The sequence below is a fragment of the Hydrogenophaga sp. FW305-3-2-15-A-LB1 genome, from assembly GCF_058787875.1.
Window position 1 is genome coordinate 1 of sequence record NZ_JBYTAE010000042.1, and the last position, 14017, is coordinate 14017.

Below are 14017 nucleotides of genomic sequence, written 5' to 3' on the forward strand. Positions count from 1 at the left end.
CCCCCAAGCCGGCCAGCCCCAACGCCGCCCACCCCCTGGATGCCGTCACCGGTGGTGCGTTCTCCGCGCCGACGTCGGGTGAGCGCGCTGCGCGCATCCGCGACTGGCTGGCCACCGGTCCCGCGCTCGAGCAGATGAACGAAGTGTTCAAGGAGCTCTCGCACCGCGACCGCGGAGCGGCCAAGCCCTTGAAGGAAAAGCTCGACGAACTCAAGCGCCAGAAGTCGCAGGAGCAGATGTCGGTGGAGTGGGCGCAGAAGGCCCAGGGCCTGATCGACCAGCCGCGCCTGAACCTGGCCGACGCACTGGCCTGGCAACGCGATGCGGCACGCGCAGGCGCACCGCTGTCGCGCGAGCCGCTGGCCACCTTGCGCCAGGCGCTGGCCGAGCGCGTCAAGGCCATCGAAGATCTGCAGCACCGGGTGCAGGTCGAACGTGAGGCCGCCGTGCTGATCGCGCAGCGCATCGAGGTGCTGTCCACCAAACCCTGGCGCGACGCCCAGCAGATTGCCGAGACGCTGCGCACCGATGTGGCCCAGTGGCAGCAACAGGCGAGCGCCTTGGCGCAAGACCCCCAATGGCCCAGCGTGGATGTGAAGTTCCCGCCCATGCTCGACGCCTCGCGCCAGCAGCTGCAACTCGTGTGGGATGCCTTCGAAGCCGCACTGACCCAGACCGTGGCGGCCGATGCCAACCCCCAGGCGCCATTGCCCGCCGTGCCTGTTTGGGCCGACGAGTTGCGCGCCGCGCGGGGCCAGGACGTGAGCGCCCCGGCCGACAAGGCACCGCAGGACACGCAGGCCCAGCAGGAAAAACGCGCCCGCGTGGCGGCCGAACTCGAACAGGCGCTGAGCGTGCTCGAGCGCGAGCTCGCCGAAGGGCACGGCAAGGCCACACCCAAGGCGGCGGCCGACGTGCGCGGCCTGCTCAAGAGCCATGGCCGGCTGGTCCCGGCCGCGCTTGATGCGCGCGCCCAGGCGGCTTTGGGGCAGGCCGGTGAACTCGAAGGCTGGCAGCGTTGGCGCGCCGACCAGCTGCGCGAAGAACTCGTGGCCAAGGCAGAGGCCTTGCTGCAAGCCCCCGAGGGCCAACGCCTGGGCGGGCGCAAGATGCAGGAAACCCTGCGCAGCCTGCGCGACCAGTGGAAGACCACCGATCAGGGCGGCCAACCCAACCATGCGCTGTGGAAGCGCTTCGACGAAGCCTGCACCGAGGCGCACAAGGTGGTCGAGACCTGGCTGGCGCAGGTGCGCCAGCAGAGCGAGGCGCACAAGGCGCAGCGCCTGGCCATCATCGAAGAACTCAAGGCCTGGACGCTGGCGCATGCCGACAGCAGCGACTGGAAAGCTCAGGTGCGTGAACTGCATGCGTTCTCCGAGCGCTGGCGCGAAGCCGGCCACCTGAGCGAGAAGGCGTTTGCCGACATCCAGCCGGTCTGGAAAGACGCCATGCACAAGGCGCACGAGCGACTGGAGACGGCGCAGGCCGAGAGCACCGCGCGGCGCAAGGCGCTGATCGAAGAAGCCACCGCGCTGGGCGCGGCGCCCATGCTGCGCATCGATGCGGTCAAGGCCCTGCAGCAACGTTGGCAGGCCGAAGCCCATGCCGTGCCGCTGGAGCGCAAGCACGAACAGAAACTGTGGGAAGCCTTCCGCCAGCCGATCGACGAGGCCTTCGCCCGCAAGAGCACCGAGCGTGAGAAGGCCGCCACGGCCCTGAACGCACATGACCAGCGCGTGCTTGACGCCTCGCGCGCGCTGGAAGCGGCGAGCGCCAGTGGCGACGCGCAGCGCATCCGCGCGGCCATGAACGAGCTGGAAGCGGCCCTGGCGGGTCAGGCCCCCGCGCCTGCGCCAGCAACTGTGGCCGCGCCGGCATCCGTCGAGCCAGCCGCATCCGCTGCCGAAGCGGCGCCTGCCGATGCCGCAGAAGAGGCCTCCGCCACCGAGGAGGCCGAGGCCTCGGCGCCGACGGCACCTGCACCTGCCAAACCCGCCGCGCCGCCGAAGAAGCTGGTGGCGGTGCGGGGTGACGACCGACCCGGTATGAAGAAAGCCGAGCCGGCCGGCCGCGATGGTCGCCGCGGCGATCGCCCGGAGGGGCGGCGCGACGGTGCACCGGGTCGCCCCGATGCGCGCGGTGGACGCGATGCCCGTGGACCGGGCGCACCGTCCTGGCGTGAAGAGCGCGAGCCGCGCGGCCCAAGGCTGGGCGATGCGGCGTTCCGCGCGCAGCGCCAGGCGATCGAGGCGGCTCAGTCCAGCCTGCGCAAGCTCGCGGCCCAGGCCCACGGCGAGGTGCTCACGCAGCTCATGACGGCCTGGCAGCAGCGCGATGCCGAGCAACTGCCCACCGCGCAGGCCCTGGGCCCGCGGGTGAGCACGGCCCAGCGCGGTGCGTGGGCGTCTGCGGTGTCCAAGCCGGCGGCCCCCTTGCCGGGTGAAACCTTGCTGCGCCTGGAAATGGCCGCCGAAGTGCCCACGCCGGCCGAGCACCTGAGCGAGCGCCGCATGTTGCAACTGCAATTGCTCACGCGCCGCCACGCCGCCGCACCGGTCGACACCTGGGCGGAGGATGTGGCCGCGGTGTTGGGCTCGAGCTTCGATGCCACGGCAGAGCGCCGCCTGCAGAACGTGCTGAAGGCGCTCCTCAAGCGTTGAGCGTCAACGCCCCGGGCGGAAGAAGCCGTCGTACAGCGGCATCAGCTCGGGGAACTCGGTCTCGAAACGTGGCCGGTTGACGAAGTAGGCCTCGCAGGTCACGGCGAAGAACTCGGCCGCGTCCTTCGCGGCGTAGTCGTCCAGCCAGGGCGGCTCGCCGCCGAAGCGCTCGGCCATGGCCACCGCTTCGCGAAAACGCTCGAAGCTGTCCTGCATGGTGCGTTGCCAGATCGCGCGCGCCTCGCTGCGCTGGCGCGCACCCAGGAAGCCCGAGGGGAGGGGCGGGGCCCCGTCGGGCGCTTCGCCCATCTGCATGTCGTGCATGTCCATCTTGTGCACGAACTCGTGGATCACCACGTTGTGTCCGTGTTGCGCGCGCTCCCCAGCGTGGGCCACGTCCTCCCAGCTGAGCATGAGGGGGCCCCGGTCCATGGCTTCACCGGCCAGGACCTCGTCGTAATGGTGCACCACGCCCGCGCCGTCGGTGGTCTTGCGCCGCGCCACCACGGCGCCGGGTTGCACGACGATGCCGACGAAGTCGCCGTACCAGTCCAACAGCTTGAGCGGGTCGCGCACCGGTTCGCCTGACACGCCATGCATGTGGAGCAGCGGCAGGCAGGCCTGCGCCGCGATGGCCAGCGCCATGGCGTCCGTCACGGCCAGGCCGTTGGCGCCGTGGAACTCCTTCTCCATCAGGAAGTGCGTGCAGAGCAGGCGAAGGCGCTGCAGCTCGGGCCCATCGAGTGCCGCCAGAAAGGGGTGGTGCGCCACGGTCTGGCGCCAAAGGGCATCCGGGATGGAGGTGGGGCGGCGCAGCGCGCGGGGCAGCCAGCGTTGGAGCAGGTGGATCATGGAGGAGGAAGGCGGCGGTGGCTCAGGGTCGCAAGGGCCGGCGGTGCAGGCCCTTCGCGTCCAGCCGCAACACCTCGGCGCGGGCCGGCCGCGCGCTCAGCTCCCAGTCGCTGAGCACGACGCGTTGAAGGCCGTCACCCAGGTCGTGGGTCGCGGGCCGGTGCGTGTGGCCATGGATCAGCGTGTGGGCCTCGGCGTGCCGCAGCCAGGCCTTGGCGGCCTGGGTGTCCACGTCGGCCCAGAGGCTGGGGTCGTTGCCGGTGCTGCGCTTGCGCGCCTCGCTCTGGGCGCGCAGCTCGCGCGCGATCGCTTCGCGTTGGGCCAGGGGTTGTGCCAGAAAGCGGTGTTGCCAGGCGGGCTCGCGCACCTCGGCACGAAAGCGCATGTAGTCGGTGTCGGCCAGGCACAGGGCGTCGCCATGGCTGAGCAGCCAGCGCTGGTCCAGAAAGACCAGCACGGTGGGATCGCTCAGGCCTTGCATGCCGCAGGCGTCGAGTCCGGCCGGTCCCAGGAGGAAGTCGCGGTTGCCGCGCATGAAGTAGACCGGTGCGTGCGCGCTGTAGGCCTGCAAGGCCTCGGCACAGGCGCGCCAGAACGCGTGATCGGCCGACGGGGATGTGTGGGTGGAGAGCACGTCGTCGCCGACCCACACCTCGAACAGATCGCCCAGGATGAACAGCGCGTCGGCGCGCTCGTGCGCGGGGCGGCGCAGGTAGGCGGCCCACGCCTCGAAGGTCTCGGGCTCACCGGCCTGCAGATGCAGGTCTGAAATGACATCGACCGCTTGCCAGTTCGCGGGAGCGATGCATTCGGCGAAGCGGTCGACGGGTTGGGCGGTCATGCGGAGCAGGGGCGTTGCCGCCCCTGGCGATCAGAGCGCGACGGCCTTTTCGATCACGACGTCGTCCTTGGGCACGTCGTCGTGGAAGCCCTTGCGGCCGGTGGGCGTGCCCTCGATCTTCTTCACGATCTCGCTGCCCGAGACCACCTTGCCGAAGACGGCGTAGCCCCAGCCCTGTGCGCTGGGCGCGGTGTGGTTCAGGAAGCCGTTGTTCGACACGTTGATGAAGAACTGCGCGGTGGCCGAGTGCGGGTCGCTGGTGCGCGCCATGGCCACGGTGTAGGTGTCGTTCTTCAGGCCGTTGTTGGCCTCGTTGGAAACGGGGGCGTCGGTGGGCTTCTGGGTCATGCCGGGTTCGAAGCCGCCGCCTTGCACCATGAAGCCGGGGATGACGCGGTGGAACACGGTGTTGTTGTAGTGGCCCTTGTTCACATAGGCCAGGAAGTTGCTGGTGGACAGCGGTGCTTTTTCAGCGTCGAGTTCCAGCGTGACGACGCCGTATCCGGCAATGTGCAGTTCGACTTGGGGGTTGGCCATGGTCATTTCTCCAGGGTGGCTTTGAGGATGGTGATGGGGGTTTTGGGCACGTTCTGGTGCATGCCCTGGTCGCCGACGGGCACGGCGCGGATCTTGTCCACGACATCCAGCCCCGCCACGACCTTGCCGAAGACGGTGTAACCGTAGCCGTCGGGGCTGGGGGCGTTCAGGTTCGGGTTGTTCACGGTGTTGATGAAGAACTGCGACGTGGCCGAATTGGGGTTGGAGGTGCGTGCCATCGCGATGGCACCGCGGTCGTTCTTCAGGCCGTTGGTGGCTTCCAGCGGAATCGGCGCCTTGGTGGGCTTTTGCTGCAGGTCGGGCGTGAAACCGCCGCCCTGGATCATGAAGTTGCTCATCACGCGGTGGAACACCGTGCCGTCGTAGTGCTGGTCGCGCACGTACTGCAGGAAGTTCTCCACCGTTTTCGGGGCCTTGTCGGGGTACAGCTCGACCACGATGTCGCCCTGGGATGTGGCCAGTTTCACGCGGGGCGCGGCGGTGGCCTGGGCCTGGGCGGCCAGAGGCAGCAGGGCGGCGCCGGCCGCCAGGGCCGTGAGCCAGAGGGCCGCGCGTCGGCGCAGGGGCAAAGAGGACAGTGTCATCAGATCGTTCCTTCAAAAAAGATGGTCCAGCGGTCTTGCTCGCGCACCCAGTACTGGCGCTTGGTCACTCCCCGGCTCTGGCCTGCGGCCACTTCACCGAAGGTGACGACCATGGTGTCGTCCTGGTCGCGCCAGCGCAGCACCGACAGGTCTTTCATCTGCAGCTCGCGCGAGCCATTGGCCCGCAGCTCGCTTTCGACGCGGGGCCACCATTGGGCCAGATCGCGGCCCTGGTTCATGAACCGGTTGGAATAAAACGTTTTGAGTTCGGCGAGGTGGCCCGCACTGCGGGTCTGCCGCCAGGCTTCGAGCACGGCTTCGAACTGCGTTCGGTCGCTGGCGAGGGTTTCGGGCTGCACCCATTGCAGCGAGGGCGCAATCACCACCGGCGTGGTGCGGATCTGCACCGTGCCCAGCAGGCGCTGCAGGTCGGGGTTGGACAGCACCACGCAGCCGTCGGACGCTTGCGGCGCGCGCACGAACTGCTCGGTGGGCGTGCCGTGCAGCCAGATGCCGCTGCCGGTCTTGCCGCGCTGCACATCGAGCGCATTGGGGTAGTTGATCGGCAGGGCACCCACGCCATACAGGTCGGGCAGGTCCGCCGGGTTGAGGGTGCTGGTGATGTAGTAGACGCCCAGGGGGGTGCGCTTGTCGCCCTCCGCGGTCTTCTCGATGCCCGAGAGGCCGACCGAGATGTAGAAATCGCCCAGCAGCTTCAGGCGCGGCGCACGATCGGCTTCGCTGGCGCTGCCACGGGCCGGGTTCAGGTTTTCGAACAGGTAGAGGCGGGAGCGCGAGGCGTCGATCGCGATCGCGTGGCGGCTCTGGGGGGCGAGGGTGAGGAATTGCGTCGGCACGGCCCCTTCGGGCGGGCGCTCGGTCAGCGCCAGCAGCCGGCGGCGCGACTCCTCGCGCAGGGCGCTGAGCTGTGCCGACGCGGCCAAGGCCTGCGTGTCGGGCACGTCGCCGAGCCGGCGCACCGGGCGGGTCTGCTGGCTGAGCAGGTCGCCGTGCACAAGGTGGGCCAGCTGGAAATTGGGGTGGTCGCGCACCAGGCTCTCGGCCTGTTTCAGGGCCTCGCGGTGTTGCGCGTTCCCGATGAGCTGGTAGATCTCGATCAGACGGGCCTCGGCCCGGCCCATCATGGGTTTGACGTGCTGGAGCTGTTCGCCTGTGAGGCTCACGGGCGTCAGACCCGAGGAGGGCGGACTGGCCGTTCCCTGAACGGCATCCTGCACGCGGGTGAGGGCGCTGTTGATCAGTGAGACGGCAGGGGCCTCGCTGACCGGCTCGGCGACGGTGTTGGCGTCGGCCGTCTGGCGCTTGTGCAGCGACAGAGCGAGCAGGGCGGCCACCGCCACGGCCGTGGCGACCACGAGCGTGCGATGTCTCGGTGTCACGCGTTGAGCGTTGTTCGGCCCCGGCCCCAGCAGCTCGGTCGTGAGGCTGGCATGGCCCCGTTGCGCGAACCGCCGACTGACCATCAAGAGCCCGTGGATTCCCGAACGATCAGCCAGCGGTTGCCGCTTTTGACCAGATCCAGCGTCTTGCGGCTGGTGACGTTCAGGTTGTCGGAGGTGTAGTCCTGGCGAAAGCGCACCGAAGCGCGGTCGCCGTTGACCGTGACGTTGAGGTCGTTGATGCCGACGCCGATGCGCGAGCGGGGTTCGATGCGCGAGCGGCGCTCGGCCTCCCAGGCGGCGCGCGACTGGCCGCCCGGTGGCGTGAACGCCGGGCCGTAGGCTCCCAGGTAGGCGGACACGTTCTTCGAGGACCAAGCCTTGGCCCAGGCGGCCACAGCCGCTTCCACGTCAACCTGGGCATCGGCGGCGGCTGGGGCGGGCGCTGCCGGAGCGGCGGGCGCCGCAGGGGCCGGCGCAGCCGCGACGGGAGGCTTCGCGGCGGGAGGTGTGGCCACCGGAGCCGATGGAGCCGGTGCGGCCGTCGGGGGCGCGGCGGCGACAGAGGTGGCCGGGCGGGCACCGCGCGGATCGGCCGCGAACAGGTTGCGGATCAGGCTCAGCTTGGGTGCGACAGCGGGGTTGTTCGAATCGAGTTGCAGCGCCTTGCTGTAGGCCTGGCTGGCCAGCTTGGCATAGACGTCGCCCAGGTTTTCGTGGGCGGTGGCGTAGCTCGGGTTGGTGCGGATCGCCATTTCGAGCGCGGCGCGGGCCTTGTCGAACTGGCTCTGGCCGGCATAGAGCACAGCCAGGTTGTTGTAGGGCTCGGGCAGCTCCGGGTAGTCTTCCGTGAGCTTGGCGAAGGTGGCAATTGCATCCGTCGACTTGCCGCTCTCGGTCTGGATCACACCCTTGAGGAAACGCATCTGCGGATCGCGTGGCTTGCCCACCAGGTATTGGTCCACCTTGACCATGGCTTCGTTGAGCTGGCCGGCGCGCACCAGCCGGTTGACCTCGGCATAGTCGTCGCCTTGCGCCCAGGCCAGCGAGGTGCCGAGGCTGGCGGCGGTCAGGGCCACGAGGGCCAGTTGGCGCAGTCGCATGGAAAAACCGTTTCTGGTGATGATGGGGGAGGATGGGCCGCTGCAGTGGGGGTGTGATGGAACGTGGCGAGACATGGCACCTCGAAAACAAACCTGGGCTCCCTCTCATGAAGGGGCCAGTGACACGTTGATCGAATGCCCGGCGGCGTGCTGTGGAGTGCCACCGGGCTGGATATACTGACACCGATGGATTGTATCTGAGGGGTCCCGTTCCGACGGTTGCGCCAGACCGCATGGAACGCCGACGGGCCCGCTCTTCGGATGGTGCCACGCACGGCCTGTGGAAGCCCCGTTTTTCACCCTCCGGCTGCCATCCGGAATCCCGTTCCCGTTCCCGTTCCATGACCCTGAAAATCTACAACACCTTGTCGCGCCGACTGGAGGACTTCCAGCCCATTGAGCCTGGGCATGTGCGCATGTACGTCTGCGGCATGACGATCTACGACCTGTGTCACATCGGCCATGCCCGCATGATGATGGCCTTCGATGTGGTGCAGCGCTGGCTCAAGGTCAGCGGCCTGCGCGTCACCTACGTGCGCAACATCACCGACATCGACGACAAGATCATCAAGCGCGCGCTCGAGCGCGGCATCACGCTGCGCGCGTTGACCGACGAGATGACCGCCGCCATGCACCAGGACATCGGCGCACTGGGCATTGAACCGCCCAGCCTCGAACCCCGGGCCACCGAGTACGTGCCGCAGATGCTGTCGCTGATCAACACCTTGCAACGCAAGGGCCTGGCGTACCAGGCCGACAACGGTGATGTGAACTACGCGGTGCGCAAGTTCCCTGGCTACGGCAAGCTCTCCGGCAAATCGCTCGACGACCTGCGCGCGGGCGAGCGCGTGGCGGTGGACAGCGACAAGAACGACCCGCTGGACTTCGTGCTCTGGAAATCGGCCAAACCCGACGAACCAGCCGAAGCCAGGTGGGACAGCGCCTATGGCGCGGGCCGGCCGGGCTGGCACATCGAGTGCTCGGCCATGAGCTGCAGCACCCTGGGCGAGACCTTCGACATCCACGGCGGTGGTGCCGACCTGCAGTTCCCGCACCACGAGAACGAGATCGCGCAGAGCGAAGGCGCCACCGGCAAACCGCTGGCGCGCTTCTGGGTGCACAACGGCTTCGTGCGGGTCGACAACGAGAAGATGTCCAAGAGCCTGGGCAACTTCTTCACCATCCGCGAGGTGCTGGCGAAGTACGACCCCGAGACCGTGCGCTTCTTCATCCTGCGGGCGCACTACCGCAGCGCGTTGAACTACAGCGATGCCCACCTGGACGACGCCCGGGGTGCGCTCAAGCGCCTGTACACCGCGCTGTCGCACGTGCCGCCGGCGGCTTCGACGCAGATCGACTGGTCCCAACCGCACGCTCAGCGCTTCCGCGCGGCCATGGACGAGGACTTCGGCACGCCCGAGGCCGTTGCCGTGTTGTTCGAACTGGCGGGTGAAGTCAACCGGAGCAAGGACGCGGCATTGGCCGGGCTGCTGCGCGCCCTGGGCGGCACGCTGGGCCTGCTGCAGGCCGACCCGGCCACCTACCTGCAGGGCGGTGGGGCCGAAGGCGGGCTGGACGAGGCGGCCATTCTGGACCTGATCGCCCAACGCAGCGCGGCCAAGCAGGCCAAGGATTTCGCTGGGGCCGATCGCATCCGGCAGCAGCTGCTGGACCAGGGCATCGTGCTCAAGGACAGCCCCGCGGGCACCACCTGGGAGCGCAACTGATGGCCACCACCGTCCTGCCCGAGCTCAACACGGAGGCGCCCGGCTATTGGGTGGATGCCTGTCGCCATCTCATGAAGCGCGACCGGGTGATGAAGAAGCTGATCCCCCAGCATGGGGGTGCCTGCCTGCAGTCGCGCGGAGATGCCTTCGTCACGCTGGCGCGCAGCATCGTCGGCCAGCAGATCTCGGTGAAGGCGGCCCAGTCGGTCTGGGACCGTTTCGAGCAATTGCCACGGAAGATGGTGCCCGCCCAGGTGCTCAAGCTGAAGGTGGACGACATGCGCGCGGCCGGCCTGTCGGCCCGCAAGGTCGAGTACCTGGTGGACCTTGCCCTGCACTTCGCCAACGACCAAGTCCACGTCAGCCAATGGGCCGACATGGACGACGAGGCCATCATTGCCGAGCTGGTGGCCATTCGTGGCATTGGCCGATGGACGGCCGAGATGTTCCTGATCTTCCACCTGATGCGGCCCAACGTACTACCCCTGGACGACCTTGGTTTGCAGAATGGCATCAGCCTGGCGTATTTTTCGGGTGAACCGGTCAGCCGCAGCGAGATCCGGGAGGTGGCGAACTCCTGGGCACCGTTCTGCAGCGTGGCAACTTGGTATATTTGGCGGTCGCTCGATCCGCTGCCGGTCAGTTACTGAGCGCACCGGCTTCGCCGGGACGTCGTGGCAAACAAGACCAAAGGAGCACACCTTGGCCAAAAAGAATTTTCTCGATTTCGAGCAACCGATTGCCGAGCTCGAAACCAAGATCGAAGAACTGCGTTATGTGCAGACCGAATCCGCGGTGGACATCTCCGAAGAGATTGAACAGCTGGCTGGCAAGAGCCTGCAGCTCACCAAGGACATCTACAGCAACCTCACGCCGTGGCAGATCACCAAGATCGCCCGCCACGCCGACCGCCCCTATACGCTGGACTACGTGCGCGAGATCTTCACGCACTTCCAGGAGTTGCATGGCGATCGGCACTTCTCGGACGACCTGAGCATCGTGGGTGGTCTGGCGCGCTTCAATGGCCAGCCCTGCATGGTGCTGGGCCACCAGAAGGGGCGCGACACGAAAGAGCGCGGCCTGCGCAACTTCGGCATGACCAAGCCCGAAGGCTATCGCAAGGCCCTGCGCCTGATGAAACTGGCCGAGAAGTTCAAGCTGCCGGTCTTCACCTTCGTGGACACGCCCGGCGCCTACCCCGGCATCGATGCCGAAGAGCGCGGCCAGTCCGAAGCGATCGGCCGCAACATCTTCGAGATGGCGCAGCTGGAAGTGCCCATCATCTCCACCATCATTGGTGAAGGCGGTTCCGGCGGCGCGCTGGCCATTTCGGTGGCCGACCAGGTGCTCATGCTGCAGTACTCGGTGTACTCGGTCATCAGCCCCGAAGGTTGCGCCTCCATCCTCTGGAAGACCAGCGACCGCGCCAGCGATGCCGCCGATGCCCTGGGCATCACCGCGCACCGCCTCAAGGCTCTGGGCCTGGTGGACAAGATCGTCAACGAGCCCGTGGGTGGCGCGCACCGCGACCACAAGCAGATGGCCGCCTTCCTCAAGCGCGCCCTGGGCGACGCCTGGCGCCAGGTGACGGACCTCAAGGCCAAGGAGCTGCTCGATCGGCGCTACGCGCGCCTCAACAGCTACGGCCGCTTCACCGACACCAAGGCCGAGAGCAAGGACAAGCGCTGAGGTGAATGCCTCGCCAACCCCGGCCAACCCCTGCGATCGGGCGTTGGCCGCGTGGTGCGAGCGCTGGGGCTTCCTGCAGCCAGCCGGGCCCATGGCGGTGGCCTTCAGTGCCGGTGCCGATTCCACGGCCTTGTTGCTTGCGGCGCATCGGCGTTGGCCGGGCCAGGTGATCGCCTTGCATGTGAATCACGGCTTGCAGGCGGCGGCCGACTCCTTTCAGAACCACGCCCAGGCGTTCTGCGCTCTGCACGGCATCGTCTTGCGCGCCGAGCGTGTGCGGGCTGCGCATGCGCCGGGCGATAGCCCGGAAGACGCCGCCCGCCAAGCCCGTTACACCGCCCTGGCGCGCATGGCCGAAGAGGCCGGTGCAGCCTGTGTGCTGCTGGGCCAGCACGCGGACGACCAGGCCGAAACCGTCCTGCTCGCGCTCAGCCGGGGTGCGGGCCTGCCGGGGCTGGCCGCCATGGCCGAGCGCTTCGAGCGCCATGGTCAGGTGTTTGGCCGGCCTTTGCTCGACGTGCCGTCCACCGCCTTGCGCGCCTGGCTGGCGTCCGCTCGTCACGCCTTTGTGGACGATCCCAGCAACGCCGACCAGCGCTTCACGCGCAACCGCATCCGTGCGCTGCTGATGCCCGCGTGGGAGGCCTGTTTTCCCGGCTTTCGGCCCATGCTCGCGCGCAGCGCGGCCCACGCCGCCCAGGGGCAGCGGCTGCTCGACGACCTGGCCCGCATCGATCTCGCGCAGGTGGGCACGCCTCCCGCGATCGCGGGGCTGCAGTCGCTGTCGCGCGACCGCCAGGCCAACGTGCTTCGCCACTGGTTGCGCGCCGAAGCGAATGTGGCGGCCAGCGCGGCCCAGCTGGACGAGCTGCTCGATCAGATCGCGGCCTGTACCACGCGCGGCCACCGCATCCGCCTCAAGGTGGCCAGCGGCTTGGTCACTCGCGAGGGTGGGGATCTGCGTTTCGTGGCGCCGATATAATTCCCGGTTGCCCTGAACGGCCCTTTGGGGCCTGGCATGCCGCGTGGAACACCGGTTTCGCGGCCGCAATCAACCCAATCCAATCCCTCCCGATGGCCTTGATAGTTCACAAGTACGGCGGCACCTCCATGGGGTCGACCGAGCGCATCCGCAATGTGGCCCGACGCGTCGCCAAATGGCACCGTGCCGGCCACCAGCTCGTCGTGGTGCCCAGCGCCATGAGCGGTGAAACCAACCGCCTGCTCGGCTTGGCCAAGGAGCTGGCCCCGGGCAAGACCGACAGCGCCTACAACCGCGAACTCGACATGCTCGCCGCCACCGGCGAGCAGGCCTCGTCGGCCCTGCTGGCGATCGCGCTGCAGGCCGAGGGCATAGGCTCGGTGAGCTATGCCGGCTGGCAGGTGCCGATCAAGACCAACAGCTCCTTCACCAAGGCGCGCATCGAATCGATCGACGACGCGCGCATCCGCGCCGACCTGGCCGCCAGCAAGGTGGTCATCGTCACCGGTTTCCAGGGCGTGGACCCCGAAGGCCACATCACCACGCTGGGCCGTGGCGGCAGCGATACCTCTGCCGTGGCCGTGGCCGCGGCGCTCAAGGCGGCCGAGTGCCTGATCTACACCGACGTGGACGGCGTGTACACGACCGACCCGCGCGTGGTGCCCGAAGCACGTCGCCTCCAGCGCGTGAGCTTCGAGGAAATGCTGGAGATGGCCAGCATGGGCAGCAAGGTGCTGCAGATCCGTTCGGTGGAATTCGCCGGCAAGTACAAAGTGCCCTTGCGCGTGCTCTCCAGCTTCACGCCCTGGGACATCGACCTGAATGAAGAAGCCGCCTCCGGCACCCTGATCACTTTTGAGGAAGACGAAGACATGGAACAAGCCGTCGTTTCCGGCATTGCCTTCAACCGCGACGAAGCCAAGATTTCGGTGCTCGGCGTGCCCGACACCCCCGGCATCGCCTACCAGATCCTGGGTGCTGTGGCCGATGCCAACATCGAGGTCGATGTGATCATCCAGAACCTGAGCAAGGACGGCAAGACCGACTTCAGCTTCACGGTGCACCGCAACGAATTCCAGAAGACGCTGGACCTGCTCAAGACCAAGGTCGTGCCCGCGCTGGGTGCGGCCGAGGTGGTGGGCGATGCACGCATCTGCAAGGTGAGCATCGTCGGCATCGGCATGCGCAGCCACGTCGGCGTGGCCAGCCGCATGTTCAAGTGCCTGAGCGTGGAGGGCATCAACATCCAGATGATCTCCACCTCCGAGATCAAGACCTCGGTGGTCATCGACGAGAAATACATGGAGCTGGCCGTGCGTTCGCTGCACCGCGAGTTCGATCTCGACCAGACCGCCGACACCATCACCGGTTGAACCCTCCACCAGAGGGAAATGCCTCCCGAGTTGAGGCATAATACGCAGCTTCCGGAGCGATGACCGAGTGGCCGAAGGTGCTCCCCTGCTAAGGGAGTATGGGGTGTAGAGCCTCATCGAGGGTTCGAATCCCTCTCGCTCCGCCAGTTATGCCAGGCGCCCCAGACGCGGGCTTCTGAACACCAAGCCCCACCGCCCATGGCCGTGGGGCTTTTTCACGTCCCGCCGCGTGGCGGCCGTGGCCGTTT

The 14017-nt window shown here is 67.7% G+C and carries 12 protein-coding genes and 1 tRNA gene; 7 read left to right on the top strand and 6 right to left on the bottom strand.

Annotated elements, in window-relative coordinates; translation table 11 throughout:
* Nucleotides 1–2660, top strand: a 2660-nt coding sequence (locus AC3WPZ_RS14230; RefSeq protein ID WP_492440191.1) for a DUF349 domain-containing protein, incomplete at its 5' end; no start/stop codon positions are given.
* Between the two features lie 3 nt (nt 2661–2663).
* Here AC3WPZ_RS14230 and AC3WPZ_RS14235 read toward each other — a convergent pair.
* The 6 genes from AC3WPZ_RS14235 to AC3WPZ_RS14260 form a co-directional block, all read right to left on the bottom strand.
* Nucleotides 2664–3512, bottom strand: coding sequence for a M90 family metallopeptidase (locus AC3WPZ_RS14235; RefSeq protein WP_382324107.1), 849 nt, complete (start codon nt 3510–3512; stop codon nt 2664–2666).
* 22 nt (nt 3513–3534) lie between these two features.
* Nucleotides 3535–4353 (bottom strand): UDP-2,3-diacylglucosamine diphosphatase, encoded by an 819-nt coding sequence (locus AC3WPZ_RS14240; RefSeq protein ID WP_492440193.1) that lies wholly within the window; start codon nt 4351–4353, stop codon nt 3535–3537.
* Nucleotides 4354–4383: 30 nt separating this feature from the next.
* Nucleotides 4384–4890 carry a peptidylprolyl isomerase gene (locus tag AC3WPZ_RS14245; protein ID WP_492440195.1) on the bottom strand — a complete coding sequence of 169 codons (507 nt, stop codon included), beginning with the start codon at nt 4888–4890 and terminating at the stop codon, nt 4384–4386.
* Between the two features lie 2 nt (nt 4891–4892).
* Nucleotides 4893–5495 carry a peptidylprolyl isomerase gene (locus tag AC3WPZ_RS14250; protein ID WP_291112228.1) on the bottom strand — a complete coding sequence of 201 codons (603 nt, stop codon included), beginning with the start codon at nt 5493–5495 and terminating at the stop codon, nt 4893–4895.
* Nucleotides 5495–6895 (bottom strand): L,D-transpeptidase family protein, encoded by a 1401-nt coding sequence (locus AC3WPZ_RS14255; RefSeq protein WP_492440197.1) that lies wholly within the window; start codon nt 6893–6895, stop codon nt 5495–5497. The genes AC3WPZ_RS14250 and AC3WPZ_RS14255 overlap by 1 nt, the downstream gene beginning before the upstream one ends.
* Before the next feature lie 83 nt (nt 6896–6978).
* Entirely contained in the window at nt 6979–7998 is a 1020-nt protein-coding gene (locus AC3WPZ_RS14260; RefSeq protein ID WP_492440199.1) for a L,D-transpeptidase Cds6 family protein, read from the bottom strand.
* 341 nt (nt 7999–8339) lie between these two features.
* Here AC3WPZ_RS14260 and cysS point away from each other — a divergent pair, with 341 nt between their 5' ends.
* From cysS to AC3WPZ_RS14290, 6 genes are all read left to right on the top strand, one after another.
* Nucleotides 8340–9725 (top strand): cysteine--tRNA ligase, encoded by a 1386-nt coding sequence (gene cysS / locus AC3WPZ_RS14265; protein ID WP_492440201.1) that lies wholly within the window; start codon nt 8340–8342, stop codon nt 9723–9725.
* Nucleotides 9725–10375 carry a DNA-3-methyladenine glycosylase family protein gene (locus tag AC3WPZ_RS14270; protein WP_382158841.1) on the top strand — a complete coding sequence of 217 codons (651 nt, stop codon included), beginning with the start codon at nt 9725–9727 and terminating at the stop codon, nt 10373–10375. The genes cysS and AC3WPZ_RS14270 overlap by 1 nt, the downstream gene beginning before the upstream one ends.
* Before the next feature lie 52 nt (nt 10376–10427).
* Complete coding sequence (locus AC3WPZ_RS14275; RefSeq protein WP_382324119.1) at nt 10428–11414, top strand: acetyl-CoA carboxylase carboxyltransferase subunit alpha; 987 nt, start codon at nt 10428–10430, stop codon at nt 11412–11414.
* A 91-nt stretch (nt 11415–11505) separates the two neighbouring features.
* Nucleotides 11506–12396: a tRNA lysidine(34) synthetase TilS gene (gene tilS / locus AC3WPZ_RS14280; protein ID WP_492440228.1), complete on the top strand. Its 891-nt coding sequence runs from the start codon at nt 11506–11508 to the stop codon at nt 12394–12396.
* A gap of 92 nt (nt 12397–12488) precedes the next feature.
* Complete coding sequence (locus AC3WPZ_RS14285; RefSeq protein WP_492440203.1) at nt 12489–13769, top strand: aspartate kinase; 1281 nt, start codon at nt 12489–12491, stop codon at nt 13767–13769.
* 53 nt (nt 13770–13822) lie between these two features.
* A tRNA-Ser gene (locus AC3WPZ_RS14290) sits at nt 13823–13915 on the top strand.
* Nucleotides 13916–14017 lie beyond the last annotated feature (102 nt).

Bases quoted from the DNA above. Each gene is read 5' to 3' on its own strand.
- AC3WPZ_RS14240 (WP_492440193.1), bottom strand. From the start codon at position 4,353: ATGACCGCCCAACCCGTCGACCGCTTCGCCGAATGCATCGCTCCCGCG.
- cysS (WP_492440201.1), top strand. From the start codon at position 8,340: ATGACCCTGAAAATCTACAACACCTTGTCGCGCCGACTGGAGGACTTC.
- AC3WPZ_RS14285 (WP_492440203.1), top strand. From the start codon at position 12,489: ATGGCCTTGATAGTTCACAAGTACGGCGGCACCTCCATGGGGTCGACC.
- AC3WPZ_RS14260 (WP_492440199.1), bottom strand. From the start codon at position 7,998: ATGCGACTGCGCCAACTGGCCCTCGTGGCCCTGACCGCCGCCAGCCTC.
- tilS (WP_492440228.1), top strand. From the start codon at position 11,506: ATGGCGGTGGCCTTCAGTGCCGGTGCCGATTCCACGGCCTTGTTGCTT.
- AC3WPZ_RS14250 (WP_291112228.1), bottom strand. From the start codon at position 5,495: ATGACACTGTCCTCTTTGCCCCTGCGCCGACGCGCGGCCCTCTGGCTC.
- AC3WPZ_RS14245 (WP_492440195.1), bottom strand. From the start codon at position 4,890: ATGGCCAACCCCCAAGTCGAACTGCACATTGCCGGATACGGCGTCGTC.
- AC3WPZ_RS14235 (WP_382324107.1), bottom strand. From the start codon at position 3,512: ATGATCCACCTGCTCCAACGCTGGCTGCCCCGCGCGCTGCGCCGCCCC.
- AC3WPZ_RS14270 (WP_382158841.1), top strand. From the start codon at position 9,725: ATGGCCACCACCGTCCTGCCCGAGCTCAACACGGAGGCGCCCGGCTAT.